This window comes from Geodermatophilus sp. URMC 64 (assembly GCF_053502555.1).
Genome location: NZ_CP199955.1, coordinates 931,362 through 947,996, shown reverse-complemented (window position 1 = coordinate 947,996; position 16,635 = coordinate 931,362). Strand labels below are relative to the sequence as shown.

General features: G+C 74.8%; 14 protein-coding genes. 6 read left to right on the top strand and 8 right to left on the bottom strand.

All coding sequences use genetic code 11. The features are described from left to right. Positions 1-54 precede the first annotated feature (54 nt). Entirely contained in the window at positions 55-1,461 is a 1,407-nt protein-coding gene (locus ACWIYF_RS04800) for an NAD(P)H-quinone dehydrogenase (RefSeq protein WP_448626973.1), read from the bottom strand. A gap of 165 nt (positions 1,462-1,626) precedes the next feature. On the opposite strand from ACWIYF_RS04800, the gene ACWIYF_RS04795 reads away from it, so the two are divergent. Genes ACWIYF_RS04795 through ACWIYF_RS04785 form a run of 3 tightly spaced genes read left to right on the top strand, consistent with a single transcriptional unit; the run spans position 1,627 to position 3,973 of the window. Continuing rightward, positions 1,627-2,085 carry a gamma-glutamylcyclotransferase family protein gene (locus ACWIYF_RS04795; RefSeq protein WP_448626972.1) on the top strand — a complete coding sequence of 153 codons (459 nt, stop codon included), beginning with the start codon at positions 1,627-1,629 and terminating at the stop codon, positions 2,083-2,085. 26 nt (positions 2,086-2,111) lie between these two features. Further along, a complete protein-coding gene (locus ACWIYF_RS04790) occupies positions 2,112-2,861 on the top strand; it encodes a phosphocholine cytidylyltransferase family protein (protein ID WP_448626971.1) in 750 nt (249 codons plus the stop codon). Beyond that, positions 2,858-3,973 (top strand): iron-containing alcohol dehydrogenase, encoded by a 1,116-nt coding sequence (locus tag ACWIYF_RS04785; protein WP_448626970.1) that lies wholly within the window; start codon positions 2,858-2,860, stop codon positions 3,971-3,973. The genes ACWIYF_RS04790 and ACWIYF_RS04785 overlap by 4 nt, the downstream gene beginning before the upstream one ends. 12 nt (positions 3,974-3,985) lie before the next feature. Here the strand turns inward: ACWIYF_RS04785 and meaB are convergent, their stop codons facing one another. From meaB to ACWIYF_RS04755, 6 genes are read right to left on the bottom strand one after another with little or no spacing between them, the layout of a single operon-like run. Next, positions 3,986-5,005 (bottom strand): methylmalonyl Co-A mutase-associated GTPase MeaB, encoded by a 1,020-nt coding sequence (meaB, locus tag ACWIYF_RS04780; RefSeq protein WP_448626969.1) that lies wholly within the window; start codon positions 5,003-5,005, stop codon positions 3,986-3,988. Beyond that, the gene (gene scpA, locus ACWIYF_RS04775) at positions 5,005-7,203 is read right to left on the bottom strand and encodes a methylmalonyl-CoA mutase (RefSeq protein ID WP_448626968.1); all 2,199 of its coding nucleotides are present in this window, start codon (positions 7,201-7,203) and stop codon (positions 5,005-5,007) included. Before scpA ends, meaB begins: the two co-directional genes overlap by 1 nt. After that, on the bottom strand, positions 7,200-9,077 hold the full coding sequence (locus tag ACWIYF_RS04770) for a methylmalonyl-CoA mutase family protein (protein WP_448626967.1): 1,878 nt from the start codon (positions 9,075-9,077) through the stop codon (positions 7,200-7,202). The genes scpA and ACWIYF_RS04770 overlap by 4 nt, the downstream gene beginning before the upstream one ends. Continuing rightward, positions 9,040-10,341: an amidohydrolase gene (locus tag ACWIYF_RS04765; protein ID WP_448626966.1), complete on the bottom strand. Its 1,302-nt coding sequence runs from the start codon at positions 10,339-10,341 to the stop codon at positions 9,040-9,042. The genes ACWIYF_RS04770 and ACWIYF_RS04765 overlap by 38 nt, the downstream gene beginning before the upstream one ends. Beyond that, complete coding sequence (locus ACWIYF_RS04760; RefSeq protein ID WP_448626965.1) at positions 10,341-11,498, bottom strand: glutamate--cysteine ligase; 1,158 nt, start codon at positions 11,496-11,498, stop codon at positions 10,341-10,343. Before ACWIYF_RS04760 ends, ACWIYF_RS04765 begins: the two co-directional genes overlap by 1 nt. 39 nt (positions 11,499-11,537) lie before the next feature. Continuing rightward, positions 11,538-13,034 (bottom strand): hypothetical protein, encoded by a 1,497-nt coding sequence (locus tag ACWIYF_RS04755; protein WP_448626964.1) that lies wholly within the window; start codon positions 13,032-13,034, stop codon positions 11,538-11,540. Positions 13,035-13,145: 111 nt separating this feature from the next. On the opposite strand from ACWIYF_RS04755, the gene ACWIYF_RS04750 reads away from it, so the two are divergent. From ACWIYF_RS04750 to ACWIYF_RS04740, 3 genes are read left to right on the top strand one after another with little or no spacing between them, the layout of a single operon-like run. Further along, complete coding sequence (locus tag ACWIYF_RS04750) at positions 13,146-13,955, top strand: purine-nucleoside phosphorylase (protein WP_448626963.1); 810 nt, start codon at positions 13,146-13,148, stop codon at positions 13,953-13,955. Next, positions 13,952-14,794, top strand: coding sequence for an NAD-dependent epimerase/dehydratase family protein (locus ACWIYF_RS04745; protein WP_448626962.1), 843 nt, complete (start codon positions 13,952-13,954; stop codon positions 14,792-14,794). The genes ACWIYF_RS04750 and ACWIYF_RS04745 overlap by 4 nt, the downstream gene beginning before the upstream one ends. After that, complete coding sequence (locus ACWIYF_RS04740; protein WP_448626961.1) at positions 14,791-16,410, top strand: phospho-sugar mutase; 1,620 nt, start codon at positions 14,791-14,793, stop codon at positions 16,408-16,410. Before ACWIYF_RS04745 ends, ACWIYF_RS04740 begins: the two co-directional genes overlap by 4 nt. On the opposite strand, the gene ACWIYF_RS04735 is transcribed toward ACWIYF_RS04740, so the two are convergent. After that, the gene (locus tag ACWIYF_RS04735) at positions 16,334-16,531 is read right to left on the bottom strand and encodes a DUF805 domain-containing protein (protein WP_448626960.1); all 198 of its coding nucleotides are present in this window, start codon (positions 16,529-16,531) and stop codon (positions 16,334-16,336) included. The two genes, ACWIYF_RS04740 and ACWIYF_RS04735, sit on opposite strands and share 77 nt — an antisense overlap. Positions 16,532-16,635: the final 104 nt, after the last annotated feature.

Sequence of the window (16,635 nt, the reverse complement as noted above, 5' to 3'; positions counted from 1 at the left end):
GAGACGGTGCTCTCCTCATCGGCGCTCTCCCGGCGGAAGTGCACCGCCCCCGCGCTACAGCAGGTCGTCGGTGCCCATGAGCCGCCGTCCGGCCTCGGTGATCGAGCCCGACAGCGACGGGTAGATCGCGAACGTGTGCGCCAGGTCGTCGACCGTGAGCCCCTTCGTGACGGCCAGCGCGACCGGCAGGATCAGCTCCGAGGCGCCCGGCGCGACCACGACACCGCCGACGACCACCCCGGTCGACCGGCGGGCGTAGAGCTTGACGAACCCGTCGTGCAGGTCGGCCATCTTGGCCCGCGCGTTGGTGGCCAGCGGCAGGCGCACGGCCTCGACGTCCGGGTGGTCGGGCAGCGCCCTCTCCTGCACGCCGACGGTCGCGATCTCGGGGTGGGTGAAGACGTTGGCGGCGACCGTCTTCAGCTTGATCGGGGTGACCGCCTCGCCGAGCGCGTGCCACATCGCGATCCGGCCCTGCATCGCCGCCACCGAGGCCAGCTGGAAGATGCCCGTGACGTCGCCGGCGGCGTAGATGCCAGGCACCGACGTCCGCGAGACGCGGTCGACGACGACGTGGCCGGACTCGGTGACCTGCACGCCGTGCTGCTCGAGGTTCAGGCCCGCGGTGTTGGGCACGGTGCCCACCGTCATGAGCGCGTGCGACCCCTCGACCGTCCGCCCGTCGGTCAGCTCGACCAGCACGCCCTTCTCGGTGCGCTGCACCGACGCGGCGCGCCCGCGCTCGGTGATCCGCCCGCCGCGGCCCTGGAAGACCTGCTCGACGACCTCGGCGGCGTCGGCGTCCTCGCCGGGCAGGACCCGGTCGCGCGAGGACACCAGGGTGACCGGGACGCCGGCCTCCAGGTAGCCGGAGGCGAACTCGGCGCCGGTCACCCCGGAGCCGACGACGATCAGGTGCTCGGGCATCTCCTCGAGCTCGTAGACCTGCCGCCAGTCGAGGATCCGCTCGCCGTCCGGCTCGGCGCCCTTCAGCACCCGCGGGTCGGCGCCGGTCGCGATGAGGACGACGTCGCCCTCGATCTCGTCGACGACGGCGCCGGTCTCGTCGAGGATCTCCACCTCGTGCGCCGCGAGACCGGGGGCGTCGTCGGCGAGCCGGCCCCGGCCGGAGACGATCGTGACGCCCTCGGCTGTCAACCGCTCGCGGATGTCGGTGGACTGGGCGAGGGCGAGCGCCTTGACCCGGGCGTTGACCCGCGCCAGGTCCAGCCCGACGGTGGCCAGCTCGGCGCCCTCGAGTCCCAGGCCCGCGGAGTCGCGCACGGAGGTCATCGCGCCGGCCGAGGCGATGAGCGTCTTGGAGGGCACGCAGTCGGTGAGCACGCTGGCGCCACCGACGCCGTCCTTCTCGATGACGGTGACCTGCGCACCGAGCTGCGCGGCGACCAGCGCGGCCTCGTAGCCCGCCGGTCCGCCGCCGATGATGACGATGCGGGTCATGGGTCCCTTCCCGGGGATGTGGAGCGGATGTCGCCCGGCCATTGTCCCCGCGGCGCCGTGGGCACCGGTCCGGCGGGGGTGGCCCCTGGGAGCCGTGGGACGGCGGCGCGCTCGTGCGGCGTGCGGGTCGGGCCACCGGCGGGCGCGCCGTAGGCTCGGCAGGCGATGGCCCTCTACGCCGCCTACGGATCCAACATGGACCCGGAGCAGATGCTGCGGCGCTGTCCGTCCTCCCCGCACACCGGCACGGGGTGGATCCGCGGCTGGCGGCTGACCTTCGGGGCCGAGGAGTTCGGCTGGGAGGGCGCGCTGGCGACGCTGGTACCCGCCGAGGACGACTCGCCCGGCGTGTTCGTCGCGCTCTACGACCTCACCGAGGCCGACGAGCGCCGCCTGGACGCCTGGGAGGGCGCCGACCACGGGCTCTACCGGAAGCTGCACCTGCGGGTGCACACCCTGGACGGCGACACCGTCGCCTACGTCTACGCTCTCGACGCCTTCGAGGGCGGCCTGCCCTCCGCGCGCCACCTCGGCGCGATCGCCGACGCCGCCGAGGCCGCCGGTGCCCCGAACGACTACGTCGTCGCGCTGCGCTCGCGCGAGTGCCGCTCGACGGGGCCATGATCGACCCGCAACCGGAAGGATCTGCCGTGCCGAACTCCGACGTCCTCGTCGTCCTCGCGGCCGGCGTCGGGAGCCGACTCGGCTCGATGACCGCCACCGCGCCCAAGTGGCTGCTTCCCGTGGGCGGCGGCACGATCGCCGACCGCCAGCTCGGCGCGCTCGGCGACCTGTTCGACCTGCGGCGGCAGCTGCTCGTCGTGACCGGCCACGGCGCGCAGGAGGTGGCCGGCTACCTCGACCGGCAGGGCCTGCCCCAGGACTGCACGCTCTACAACGACGAGTTCGCGACGCTCAACAACTGGTACTCGGTGCTGCTCGCGCTGCGGAAGTGCGCGGACAGCACCGGCCGGGTGTTCCTGCTCAACAGCGACCTGTACGCGCCCTCGTCGCTCTACCACGGCTTCGTCACGCACAGCCGGTCCGCCGCGGCGTCGGCCACCCTGGCGGTGGACGGCGTCCGCCCGCTCACCGCCGAGGCGATGAAGGTCGCCGTCAACGGGGGCCGGATCACCGACATCGGCAAGGTGGGCGTGCCGGACCCGGCCGGCGAGTACGTCGGCATGCTCATGCTCGGGCCGGAGGCCGCGGGCCTCCTGCGCGAGGCGATGGAGGACTGGCTGACCTCGGGCGGCAACCCGAACGGCTGGTACGAGACGGTGATCCACGAGCGGCTGCTCGACCGGGTCGACTGCCGCGCGGTCGAGGTCGGCGGGTCCCTGTGGGTGGAGATCGACGACCCCGCCGACCTCGAGACCGCGGGCTCGGTGGCGCCGTGACCGCCGCCAGCCGCACCACGGTCTTCCCCGCCCTGATGCGGATCACCTCCGGGTGCCTGCCCGAGCTCGCCCGGGAGATGGCCGACATGGGCTGGCTGGACCGGCGCCTGGTCATCGTCACCGGCGGCGGCCCGTCGGCGCGGATCGCCGAGACGGCGCTGGCCGGCCTCCGCGCGATGGGTGTCGACCCCGACGTCGTCCCGGTCACCCAGGGCACGGTCGAGGAGTGCGCCGTCCTGGCGCAGCGGCACATCTCCGAGGACGACGAACTGGTCATCGCCATCGGCGGCGGCCGGGTCCTCGACACCGCCAAGTACGCCGCCTGCCGGGTCGGCATCGACTGGATCGCGGTCCCGACCGCGCTGGCCAACGACGGCATCACCTCGCCGGTTGCCTCGCTGATCGACCGCGACGGCGTCCGGCAGTCGCTGGCGGCGAAGATGCCCGTCGGCGTCCTGGTCGACGTCGGCCTGATCTCGGCCGCCCCGGCGCTCACCGGGCGTGCCGGGCTCGGCGACCTGCTGTCCAACCTGTCCGCGGTGCGCGACTGGCGGCTGGCCGAGGCCCGGGGCGAGGACCGCTGCGACGAGTTCAGCGCCCTGATCGCCGAGCAGGCCGCGGAGTCGGTGCTGACCGTCGGCGAGCTGGAGGGCCAGCGGGCCCTCGCCGCGCTGGCGCGCGGGCTGATCATGAGCGGTCTGGCGATGGCGATCGCCGGCTCGTCGCGTCCGTGCTCGGGCTCGGAGCACCTGATCAGCCACGCGCTCGACGCGCGTCTCGACGTCCCCAAGAATGCGCACGGGCTGCAGGTGGGCCTGGCGACGCTGCTGACCTCGCTGCTGCACGAGGACCTCGACGACGACCTGATCGCCGCCTACCTGCGCGCCGGCCTGCCCACCTCGCCCGAGCACCTGGGGCTGACCGACACCCAGCTGCGCCGCGCGCTGCAGGAGGCGCCGGAGACCCGGCCGGGCCGGTGGACGGTGCTCACCGACCGCACCTGGACGAAGGCCGACTACCGGGAGCTGCTGACCACGCTGGGCGCGCGGGTCGAGGGTGCCCGCAACCGCCGGCGGCGCAGCACCGACAGCCCGCTGCCGCGCACGGGCTGACCGGCTCCCCCGTCACGGCCCGGGGACGCCCCCGGGGCCGGCGTCGGGGCTGGCGAGGAACTCGTCGAGCAGCTGCTGGGCGGCCAGCGCGGGGGTGACCTCGCCGGCGAGCACCGCCTTCTCCAGATCCGGCGCGAGCGCTCTGACCCCCGGATGGGCGCGCAGCCGGTGCTCCAGGGCGGAGCGCACCAGCTGCCAGGTCCAGCGCACCTGCTGGGTCCGGCGCTTCTCGTCGAGGGCCCTCGAGGCCTTCGCCCGGTCCTGGTGCTCGACCAGCTTGGCCCAGACGGCGTCGAGGCCGGCGCCGGTCAGCCCGGAGCAGGTCAGCACCGGCACGTCCCACGCGCCACCGCGACCGCGCAGCAGCCGGATCGCCTGCGACAGCTCGCGCGCGGCCGAGCGCGCGTCGACCTCCCCGGGACCGTCGGCCTTGTTCACCGCGATCACGTCGGCGATCTCGAGGATGCCGCGCTTGATGCCCTGCAGCTGGTCGCCGGTGCGGGCCAGCGTCAGGAACAGGAAGGAGTCGACCATCTCGGCGACGGCGATCTCCGACTGCCCGACGCCCACGGTCTCGACCAGGACGACGTCGTAGCCGGCCGCCTCGACGACGACCATCGACTCACGGGTGGCCTGCGCGACGCCGCCGAGGGTGCCCGAGGTCGGGGACGGCCGGATGAACGCGGCCGGGTCCACCGACAGCCGGGACATCCGGGTCTTGTCGCCGAGGATCGACCCGCCGGAGCGGGCCGACGACGGGTCGACGGCGAGCACCGCCACCTTCGACCCGGCGCCGGTCAGGGTCACGCCCAGCTGGTCGATGAACGTGGACTTGCCCACCCCGGGGACGCCGCTGATGCCGACCCGCCGCGCTCCCCCGGCGTGCGGCAGCAGCTCGACCAGCAGCTCCTGCGCCTTCTCCCGGTGGTCGGCCCGGCTGGACTCGACCAGCGTGATGGCGCGCGACATCGCCCGCCGGTTCCCGGCCAGCACCCCCTCGGCGAGCGCGGGGACGTCGACGGGTCTGCCCATCAGTGGCCGAGGTTCGACGACAGCGTCCGCAGCAGGTCCTGCGCCGCCTCGGCGATGACCGTGCCGGGCTGGTAGACCGCGGCCGCGCCCATCTCCTTCAGCGTCGGGACGTCGTCGGGCGGGATCACGCCGCCGACGACGATCAGCACGTCGTCGGCACCGAGCTCGGCCAGCGCGTCGCGCAGCGCCGGGACCAGCGTCAGGTGGCCGGCGGCCAGCGAGTTGACCCCGACCACGTGCACGTCGGCCTCCACCGCCTGACGGGCGACCTCCTCCGGCGTCTGGAACAGCGGGCCCACGTCGACGTCGAACCCGAGGTCGGCGAACGCGGTGGCGATGACCTTCTGCCCGCGGTCGTGGCCGTCCTGGCCCATCTTGGCGACGAGGATGCGCGGCCGGCGGCCCTCCGCCTCCTCGAACTCGGCGGCCAGCCGGCGGGCCTGCTCGACCGGCTCGTTGGTCCCTGCCTCGTCGCGGTACACACCGGAGATGGTGCGCACCTGCGCGGCGTGCCGGCCATAGACCTCCTCCAGCGCGTCGGAGATCTCGCCCACGGAGGCGTGCGCGCGGGCGGCGTCGACGGCCAGCTCGAGCAGGTTCCCGCGATCCCGTCGTCCCTCCGCCGCGGCGCGGGCGGCGTCGGTGAGCCGGGCCAGCGCCTCGCGGGTGGCCGCCTCGTCGCGTTCGGCGCGCAGCTGCTCGAGCTTCGCCTTCTGCTGCGCGAGCACCTCGCGGTTGTCGACGCGCAGCACCTCGATCGCCTCGTCGGCGGCCACCCGGTACTTGTTGACGCCGATGACCGGCTGCCGGCCGGAGTCGATGCGGGCCTGGGTGCGGGCGGCGGCCTCCTCGATGCGCAGCTTCGGGATGCCGTCGTCGATGGCCTGCGCCATGCCCCCGTGCTCGCCCACCTCCTGGATGTGCGCCCATGCCCGGCGGGCCAGGTCGTAGGTGAGCTTCTCGACGTAGGCCGAGCCGCCCCACGGGTCGATGACCCGGGTGGTGCCCGACTCCTGCTGCAGCAGCAGCTGGGTGTTGCGGGCGATCCGGGCGGAGAAGTCGCTGGGCAGGGCCAGCGCCTCATCCAGGGCGTTGGTGTGCAGCGACTGGGTGTGCCCCTGGGTGGCGGCCATCGCCTCCAGGCAGGTGCGGACGACGTTGTTGTAGACGTCCTGCGCGGTCAGCGACCACCCCGAGGTCTGCGAGTGGGTGCGCAGCGACATCGACTTCGGGTTCTGCGCGCCGGCCTCCTTCATGAGCTTCGCCCACAGCAGCCGGGCGGCCCGGAGCTTGGCGACCTCCATGAAGAAGTTCATGCCGATGGCCCAGAAGAAGGAGAGGCGCGGGGCGAACGCGTCGACGTCCAGCCCGGCGTCCTTGCCCGCCGTCACGTACTCCACCCCGTCGGCCAGCGTGTACGCCAGCTCCAGGTCGGCGGTCGCCCCGGCCTCCTGGATGTGGTAGCCGGAGATGGAGATCGAGTTGAACCGCGGCATCTTCTGCGAGGTGAACGCGAAGATGTCGCTGATGATCTGCATCGACGGCTTCGGCGGGTAGATGTAGGTGTTGCGGACCATGAACTCCTTGAGGATGTCGTTCTGGATGGTGCCGGCCAGCTGCTCGGGCGCGACGCCCTGCTCCTCGGCCGCGAGGATGTAGAGCGCCATCACCGGCAGGACGGCGCCGTTCATGGTCATCGAGACCGTCATCCGGTCCAGCGGGATGCCGTCGAAGAGCTGCCGCATGTCGAGGATCGAGTCGATCGCCACCCCCGCCATGCCCACGTCGCCGACGACCCGCGGGTGGTCGGAGTCGTAGCCGCGGTGGGTGGGCAGGTCGAAGGCGATCGACAGGCCCTTCTGCCCGGCGGCGAGGTTGCGCCGGTAGAACGCGTTGGACTCCGTGGCGGTGGAGAAGCCCGCGTACTGGCGGATCGTCCACGGCTGGGTCGTGTACATCGTCGGGTAGGGCCCGCGCAGGTACGGCGCGATGCCCGGGTAGGTGCCGAGGAAGTCCAGCCCGCCGAGGTCCGCCGGGGTGAACAGCGGGGGGACGGCGATGCCCTCCGGCGTCTCCCAGGTCGCCTCGGCCACGCTGCGGCCGGTCGCCTCCTCGAACCGCTTGGCCCAGTCGTCCGAGCTCGCCTGCGCCGCTGGCCGGCCCAGCTCGAGGTCGCCGAAGTCGGGGATGCCGCTCATGCCTTCACTCCCAGCTGCTCGTGCACGGTCCTCAGCACGTCGAGGGCGTCGCACCCGGCGTACACGTAGCCGTCGACGCCGTCCACCGCGAGATCCGGCTTGCCGGCCAGCCAGACGCTGGTCGCGCCGGCGTCCCGCAGCCGCCTCGCCACCCCGGCCGCGGATTCCGCGTAGTCCTTGTCGGTGCCGCAGATGCAGGCCACCGTCGTCCCGGCCTCCGCGAAGCCGGAGAGGCCGTCCCCGGCGACGGTCTCGATGCCGCCGGCCTGGAACAGGTTGGCGGCGAACGTGGCCCGGGCGGTGTGCCGGGCCACCGGGCCGATCGTGGCCAGGTGGACCCGCGCGCCCGTGCCCGCGGCGCGGTCGCGCAGCTCCTCGTACGCCTGCGCCGCGCGCAGGCGGGGCAGGCCGCCCGTCGGCAGGATCTCGGCCGCGGGCTGGCGCTCCGGCAGCTTCTCGGCCAGGTTCGGGAACTCGCTGACGCCGGTGATCGGGTCGGCGCGGCGGGCCAGCCGCTTCGCCCGCGCCTCCCACGCCTGCCCGATCCGGTCGCGCACCAGCCCGGAGGCCAGCGCCGCCGGCAGACCGCCGGCCCGCTCGATCTCGGTGAACCAGGCCCAGGTCGCCTGGGCGAGGTCCTCGGTCAGCGACTCGACGTACCAGGAGCCCCCGGCCGGGTCGAGGACGCGGGCCAGCGACCCCTCCTCGATCAGCAGGTTCTGCGTGTTGCGGGCGATCCGGCGGGAGAAGCTGTCGGGCAGCCCGAGCGCGGCGTCGAACGGCTGGACGGTGACGACGTCGGCGCCGCCCACACCGGCGGCGAAGCAGGCGACCGTCGTCCGCAGCATGTTGACCCAGGGGTCGTGCCGGGTGGTCATCACCGACGAGGTGACCGCGTGCTGGCGCTGCGCGCGCACGTCGGGCGAGGCGCCGGACGCCTCCCCCACCCGGTCCCACAGCCGGCGGGCGGCGCGCAGCGCGGCGATCGTCGTGAACTGGTCGGCGGTCGCCGCGTAGCGGAACTCCAGGGCGCCGAACGCGTCGTCGACCGACAGCCCGCCGTCGGTCAGCGCCCGCAGGTACGCCACTCCCGCGGCCAGGGAGCAGCCCAGCTCCTCGACCGCGGAGGCGCCGGCGTCGTGGAAGACGGTGGCGTCGACGGTCACGGTACGCAGGTCGCGGTGCGCGGCCGCGCGTCGGGCGACGTCGGCCAGCCCGGCGAGGTCCTGCTCCTGCCCCGACGCGGCCTGCACGCCGAGCGGGTCCAGGCCCAGCGAGCCCCCGGGCGCCAGGTCGCTGCGGCCCTCGACGAGGGAGAGGAACGCCTCCGCCGCCGGGAGACCACCGGAGACGCTCACCGGCGCCAGGTCGAGCAGGACGCCGTCCAGCGCGTCGCCCAGCGACTCCACCGGGATCGCACCGTCGCCGAGCACCAGCCAGAGCGAGGTGCCGCCGTTCTCCAGGTCGGCGAGCACGGCCTCCTTGGTGACGGCGACGTCGGGGTGGGCGTGCCGCTGCCGGATGTCCCAGCCGGCGGGCACGCCGCTCTCCGGGTGCGCCCCCGCCCGGGCGCCGCGCACGAACGGCGCCAGCCCCGGGACGCCGACCGCCGACGGCAGGTCACCGGCGTCCTCGGCGGTGTAGAGCGGGGCGACGCTCACGCCGGTGGCGACCGTGCGGCGCAGCGCGTCCTCCACCGGGTCGGGCAGCTGGTCCCGCCCGGCCTTGCGCAGCACGCCGGCCACCAGGTCGCGCCACTCGTCGCGGGTCGCGGCCGGGAACTCGCCGGCCAGCACGAGCTCCTCGGGGATCTCGTGCTCGGCCGGCACATCGGCGTCAGCCGGGTGCGCGGTCTGCTGGTCCGGAGAACTCATCGTCGGGTTCCCGCCTCTCGTCGACGGCACGTCGGACAGAAGTGTCGCCAGGGGCTCTCGGGCCCGTGCGCGCGGGTGCCGCATCGGCCACCAGAGCGTGCAGCGCGGCCCGCGCGAGCAGCCGCACACCGACCCCGATCGCCCGCTCGTCCACGTCGAAGGTCCCGCGGTGCAGGTCCAGCGGCGGGCCGCCGCCGTGCGTGCCCAGGCGGGCCAGCGCGATGGGCATGACGTCGGCGAACCAGCCGAAGTCCTCCCCGCCCATGCTCTGCGGCGAGAGCACCACGTTCTCGCTGCCGACCGTCTCCAGCGCGGCCGACCGCAGCAGCGCGACCGCGCGCGGGTCGTTGACCACCGGCGGCACCCCGCGCACGTAGTCGACGTCGACCTGGGCGCCGGTGGTCGCGGCCACCCGCTCGACCAGGGAGCGGATCAGGTCCTCGGCGTCCTTCCACGCCTCGCGGTCGAGGACCCGCACGGTGCCGCGCAGGTGCCCGCGCTGCGGGATCGCGTTGGCCGCGATCCCGGCGTTGACCGCGCCCCAGACCAGCGACATGCCCGCCCGCGGGTCGACCTGCCGCGACAGCAGCGACGGGACCTCGGTGATCAGCCGGCCGAGGGCGTCGACCAGGTCGACGGTGAGCTGCGGGCGGGCGGTGTGCCCGCCGGGACCCATCAGGGCGACGTCCATCCGGTCGCAGGCGGCGGTGATGGGCCCGGTGCGCAGCCCCACCTTGCCGGCCGGCACCGACGGGTCGCAGTGGAGGGCGAACGCGCGGGAGGCGCCGTCGAGCACGCCGGCGGCGACGACCTCCGTCGCGCCGCCGGGGACGGTCTCCTCGGCCGGCTGGAAGACGCAGCGCACCGTGCCCGGCAGCCCGTCGGTATCGGCCAGCGCGAGCGCGACCCCGAGGACGGCGGTCGTGTGCACGTCGTGCCCGCAGGCGTGGGCCAGGCCGTCCTTGGTGGAGGCGTACGGGACGTCCTTGAGGTCGTTGATCGGCAGCGCGTCGATGTCCGCCCGCAGGACGACGACGGGGTCCCCGGAGCCGACCTCGACCACCAGGCCGGTGCCGGTGGGCAGCCGCCGGGGCGTGAGGCCGGCCGGGCGCAGCCGCTGCTCGAGGAAGGACGTCGTCTCGAATTCGGCGAAGGCCAGCTCGGGGTGCGCGTGCAGGTGGCGGCGGGTGGACACCAGCTGCGCGCCGTGGGAGCCGACCCAGTCGTCGACGGCCGCGCCGAGCTTCTCGACGACCGCCGTCATCAGACCATCCCGCTGGGCTGCGGCGTGGGCAGCCCGTTCTTCAGCTCGGCCACGAGGCTGTCGACGACGGCGGTGAGGTCCCCGTCGTGCGCGGCGGCGACCGCGCGCTGGCGCTGGTAGGACGCCCCGACGGCGAGGATCCGCTCGACGTCGGCCAGCTCGGCGGAGCAGCCGAGCCGGCGGGCGGTCGGCTCCAGGTCCTCCACCAGGTCGAGGATCGCCTGGCGCACCGGCCGCACGGTGCCCTTCTCGTCCACGACGATGTCGGCGTCCAGGCCGTAGCGGGCCGCGCGCCACTTGTTCTCGCGCAGCACCCAGTTCGCCGGCGTCGGCAGCGTGTAGCCGCGGTCGAGCTGGGAGTCGAACTGCTCCACCAGGCACTGGGACAGCGCCGTGACCGCGCCGATCTCGTCGAGCGTGGGCAGGCCGTCGCAGATGCGCAGCTCGACGGTGCCGAAGTTCGGGTGCGGGCGGATGTCCCACCACACCTCGCGCACGCTCTCGATGGCGTGCGTGGAGATCAGCGTCTCCATGTAGCTCTCGAACTGGTCCCAGCCGGAGAGCTGGTACGGCAGCCCGGCGGTGGGCATGCTCTCGAACACCTTGCTGCGCGCCGAGGCCAGGCCGGTGTCCGCCCCCTTCCAGAACGGGGAGGACGCCGACAGCGCCAGGAAGTGCGGCACGTACTGGGTCAGCGCGTTGACCATCGGGATCGCCTTTTCCGGCGCCCGGACGCCGACGTGCACGTGCACGCCGAAGATCTGCAGCCGGCGGGCCAGCCACTGCATGCGCTCGACCAGCTCGAGGTAGCGCTCCTTGGGCGAGATCTGCTGCGTCTGCCAGTCGGTGAACGGATGCGTCCCGGCGCACATGAGGCCCAGCCCGCGGCGGTCGGCCGCGGCGGCCACCTCGGCCAGCGTGCCGGCGAGGTCGGTCTTGGCCTCGGCGACCGTGCCGCAGATGCCGGTGATGATCTCGACGGTCGACTGCAGCAGCTCGTGCTTGGCCTTGGGGTGCTCGTCGGCGCCGTCGGGCCGGATCTCCTCGAGGATCTCCACGGCACCGGAGGTCAGCTCCCGCGTCTGCCGGTCGACGAGCTGCAGCTCCCACTCGACGCCCAGGCTGGCCCGCTCGGAGGAGACGAAGGGGATCTGCACCTCCGGAAGTCTAGGGACGATCGGCCTCCCTCGGCCTGGTCAACCGACCGGTTCGACCTGCCGGCCGTCCACCGGCACCGCGGGCCGGCGCACCCACAGGTGCTCGGGCAGGTGCGCCCGGATCGCCGCGCAGGCCGCGCGGCCGTGGACGGCGGGATCCACCGGGAACAGGCAGACGTCCCGGGTGACGACCAGGAAGCCCTCGCCGGCGTCGTCCGGCAGCACCGCCTCGATCTCCGACCACGGGGAGAAGTGGACGTCGCCGTCCACGTCCACCTCGGCGAGGCCGGCGTCCGAGACGACGTAGCGCATCCGGGCGCTCCGGTCGAAGGCCCGCTTGAGCGCCGAGGGGCGGAACTCCCGGCCGACCGGCGCGACGGGCACCACGCCGCAGAAGGAGCGCCGGTCGATGCCGCCCAGGGCGCTGCGCAGCGTGGCGTCCTGCGGCACCACGAGCAGCGCGGTGGCCGCCGCGGCGCCCAGCGCCGCCGCCACCTGCTCCGGGGTGACCGCCCGCCAGGCGGCGAGCGCGTCGCGCCCGGGCAGGAACGGCAGGCCGCCCAGCTCGCTGTACGCGGCGGCGGCCAGCTCGCCGCAGACGAACGCGTCGGCGTCGCCGTCGAGCTCCTCCTCGAAGCCCGCGACGGCGTGCGCCAGCTCCTCGGGCGTCGGGCCGGTGCGCCAGAGTGCGGCGAACTGCTCCCAGAGGATCCGGCCGACCTCGCCGGCCTGGCCCTCGCGGGCGTCGACGTAGAGCGCCGTCTCGCGGCGGCCGGGGCCGGCGTCCACGACCTCCAGCCCGGTCGAGTAGCTCAGGCCGCGGGCGGTGCGGGCGACGTCGGTCAGCCGCTCCTGCAGCACCTCGAGCCCGAGGGACAGCGCCGGGTCGCGGGGCGGGCCGGCGAGCAGGAGGCCGGCGCCGTCCCCCATGGGCGCCTGGGTCCAGGCCGGACCGGACTGGGGGCGCGGCGCCGGCATCGGCCGCTGCGGGCGCGGGCCCGACGGGAGCGGCAAGGTCAGGTCCGCGGGCAGCCCGCCGTGGCACCACAGCGCGGCGTTCTCCCGCACGAACCAGCGGCGGGCATGCCCGCGGACGACGTCCTCGGTGAGGAACTCGGGACCCGGTCCCGAGGCGACCGCGAGCCCGGGGCCGCGCAGCCCGTACCGGGCGCCGAGCAGCGCGGCGACGGTGGGGTGCGCGCCCGCGCAGTTCTCAGCCTGCAGGACGCCGACCTCGAGCGCCATCCGCTCGGTGGGCAGGTCGGTGATCGCCCGGCAGACGGTCTCGAGGAACGTCCGCACGGCGTCCGGCCGGCCGGTGGCGTAGAAGGCGGTGAGGTCGAGGTCGACCATCGCGTTGCAGTCCAGGTGCGACTTGGGCAGCGCGCCCATCACCAGATGCTCGATGAGGTGGGTGACGCCGATCGTCGCGAACGTCTCGTCGCGGAGGCCGACCCCGAAGGTGAGGACGGCGGTGATGCGGTCCGGCCCGGGCGCGGTGAGGACCGGGACCCCGTCGATGTCCATGCGCTGCACGGCGGAATGGTGCGGGTGCGGGTTACCCGTCCCGCGCGCACACGCCCACGTGGGGCAGCTGAGGTGCGAGTGCCGGGGACCGGCGGCGGGCGCTGCGTTAGCGTGCCGTCCGTGGAGCCCCTGCCCGGATTCGATCCCGCCAAGCTGGCCACCGTCGCGGCCGCGGACCTGACCGCAGCCCTCGAGTCGGAGCACGACGTCGCCGTCGTCATGGGCTCGGGCTGGGCGCCGGCCGCGGACGCCTTCGGCCCCGCGCGCGCCTCCGTCGCCATCGCCGAGCTGCCCGGCTTCGCCGCGCCCACGGCGATCGGCCACGGCGGGGAGGTGCGGTCGGTGCGCGTCGGCAACCAGCGCGTGCTGCTCTTCCTCGGCCGCACCCACCTGTACGAGGGCCGCGGCGTGCAGGCGGTGGCGCACGGCGTGCGGACCGCCGCGGCGGCCGGCGCGCGGACGGTGATCCTCACCAACGCGGCCGGCGGGCTGGCGCCCGAGCACCAGGTCGGCCAGGCCGTGCTCATCAGCGACCACATCAACCTCACCGCGTCGTCCCCGCTGGTGGGCGCGCACTTCGTCGACTGCACCGACCTCTACTCCACCCGGCTGCGCGCGCTGGCCCGCGAGATCGACCCGTCGCTGACCGAGGGCGTGTACGCCGCGCTGCCCGGCCCGCACTACGAGACGCCGGCCGAGATCCGGATGCTGCGCAGCCTCGGCGCCGACCTGGTCGGCATGTCCACGGCGCTGGAGGCGATCGCGGCCAAGGCGGCCGGGATGGACGTGCTGGGCCTGTCGATGGTGACCAACGCCGCCGCCGGGATCACCGGTGAGCCGCTGGACCACCAGGAGGTGCTGGCGGCCGGCCGCGCGGCCGCGGGGCGGCTGGGGCGGTTCCTCGTGGAGTTCATCGGGCGTCTGCCGTGAGCGGGACCGTGCTGGTGACCGGCGCGGCCGGGCGCATCGGCACGGTGCTGCGCGGGGGGCTGCCGGAGCGGGGCTGGGCGGTGCGCTGCCTCGACGTGGTGCCGATCGTGGACACCCGCCCCGGTGAGGAGCACGTCGTCGCCGACGCCGCCGACCTGGAGGCGATGGTCGACGCCACCGAGGGCGCCTCGGCGGTGGTGCACCTGGCCGGCAACTCCGGCGAGTCGACCTGGCCGGCGATCAGCCGCGGGCACATCGAGACCACCTACTGCGCCCTGGAGGCCGCCCGCCGGGCCGGCGTCCGGCGGGCGGTGCTGGCCAGCAGCAACCACGCCACCGGCTTCACCCCGCGGCCCGGCGCCGGGCTGCTGCGCGAGGCCGACGCGCCGCCCCGGCCGGACACCTACTACGGCGCGGCCAAGGTGGCCCTCGAGGCGCTCGGCTCGCTCTACGCCGACCGCTACGGCATGGACGTCGTCTGCCTTCGGATCGGCAGCGCCTTCCCCGAGCCGACCAACACCCGCCACCTGTCGACCTGGCTCTCCCCCGCCGACACGGTCGCGCTGGTCGACGCCGCGCTGACCGCGCCCGCCCCCGGCTTCGCCGTCGTCTGGGGCGTCTCGGCCAACACGCGCAACTGGTGGGACCTCTCGGCGGCCCGGGCGCTCGGCTACGAACCGGCCGACGACGCCGAGGTCTACGCCGCGGCGCTGGTCGAGGTGCACGGCGAGCCGGACCTCGCCGACCCGGTGCACGCGCGCGTCGGTGGCGAGTACGTGCTGCCGGCGTTCGACGCCGACGTCATCGAGGCGAAGGTCGCCGCCCCGGAGGAGCCGTGAACCTGCTCGACCTCGCCCGGGACTGGGCCGACGACGACCCGCACGAGGGCGACCGCGCCGAGATCGCCGCGCTCATCCAGGCCGAGAACGTCGAGGAGCTGGCGCGACGGTTCGCCGGCCCGCTGACCTTCGGGACGGCGGGGCTCCGCGGACCGCTTCGGGCCGGGCCGGCGGGCATGAACGCCGCGGTGGTGACCCGCGCGGCGGCCGGGCTCGGCGCGTACCTGGCGCAGGAGGGCTCCGCCGGCGGCGGGGTGGTCGTGGGCTACGACGGGCGGCGCCGCTCCGACGAGTTCGCGCGGATCACCGCCGAGGTGCTCGCCGGCGCCGGCTTCGCCGTCCAGGTGCTGCCGAAGGCGCTGCCGACGCCGGTGCTGTCCTTCGCCGTCCGGCACCTCGGCTGCGTCGCGGGCGTGATGGTGACCGCGAGCCACAACCCGCCCGACGACAACGGCTACAAGGTCTACCTCGGCGACGGCCGCCAGCTCGTGCCGACGGCCGACGCGCGGATCGAGGCGGCGATCGCCGCCGTCGGCGCCGCCAAGGACGTCCCCCGCAGCGACGACTGGCACACCCTCGGGGACGAAGTCGAGGCCGACTACGTCGCCGCGGTGGTGGCCGCGCTCGAACCGGACCGGGTGCCCGGGCGCGGATCGCTGACCATGGCCTACACCGCGATGCACGGCGTCGGCGCGGACACCACGCGCGCGGTCTTCGCCGCGGCCGGGCTGCCCGAGCCGGTGAGCGTGCCGGAGCAGGACCGACCCGACCCGGCCTTCCCGACGGTCGCCTTCCCGAACCCCGAGGAGCCGGGCGCGACCGACCTGCTGCGGGCGCTGGCGGAGCGCATACACGCCGACGTGGCGATCGCCGAGGACCCGGACGCCGACCGCTGCGCCGTGGTGTGCGACGGGCGGCAGCTGACCGGCGACGAGGTCGGCGGGCTGCTGGCCGACTGGCTGCTGCGCCGCGGCCTGCGCGGGACGTACGCGTCCTCGCTGGTCAGCGGCTCGCTGCTGCACGCGCTGGCGGAGGCGCACGACGTCCCGTCCGCCGAGACGCCCACCGGCTTCAAATGGATCATGCGGGCCGGATCCGACGAGGCGCCGCTGGTGTTCGGCTACGAGGAGGCGCTGGGCTACGCGGTGACGCCGTCCGTGGCCCGCGACAAGGACGGCATCTCCGCGGCGCTGGCGGTAGCGCTGCTGGCCGCCGAGCTCAAGGCGGACGGCCGCACGCTGCTCGACCGGCTCGACGAGCTGGCCCGGGAGCACGGGCTGTTCGCGACCGGGCAGCTGTCGGTGCGCGTCGAGGACCTCTCCCTGATCGCCGGCGCGATGGCGCGGCTGCGGGCGCGGCCGCCGGCCACGCTGCTCGGCCGCCCGGTGGAGTTCGCCGACCTGCTGACCGAGGAGCCGGCGGTGGACGCCGTCCGGCTGCTCGGGGACGGCGTCCGGGTGATCGTGCGCCCCAGCGGCACCGAGCCGAAGCTCAAGGCCTACCTGGAGACCGTCGTCCCCGTGCACGACGACGCCGGCGTCATCGCCGCCCGCGGCCGGGGCGAGGAGGAGCTGGAGCAGCTGCGCGCCGAGATGGCCGCCGCCCTCGGCCTCTGACCGCGGGCGCGAGAACGGGCACCAGTCCCCAGCACAGCCACCAGGCGGAGTGGCCGCGGTCGTGCAGCCGGGTGACGGTCGCGCTCATCCCCGGCACGAGGACGACGTGCGCGACGAGCACGTTGACCGGAGGAAGGAGTCGATGCTCCCGCGGCGCACGTACCACTGCCCGAAGCCCACGACTCGCCCGTTCCGGCCCGCCCGGTGCTCGACCGCGACCGCGCC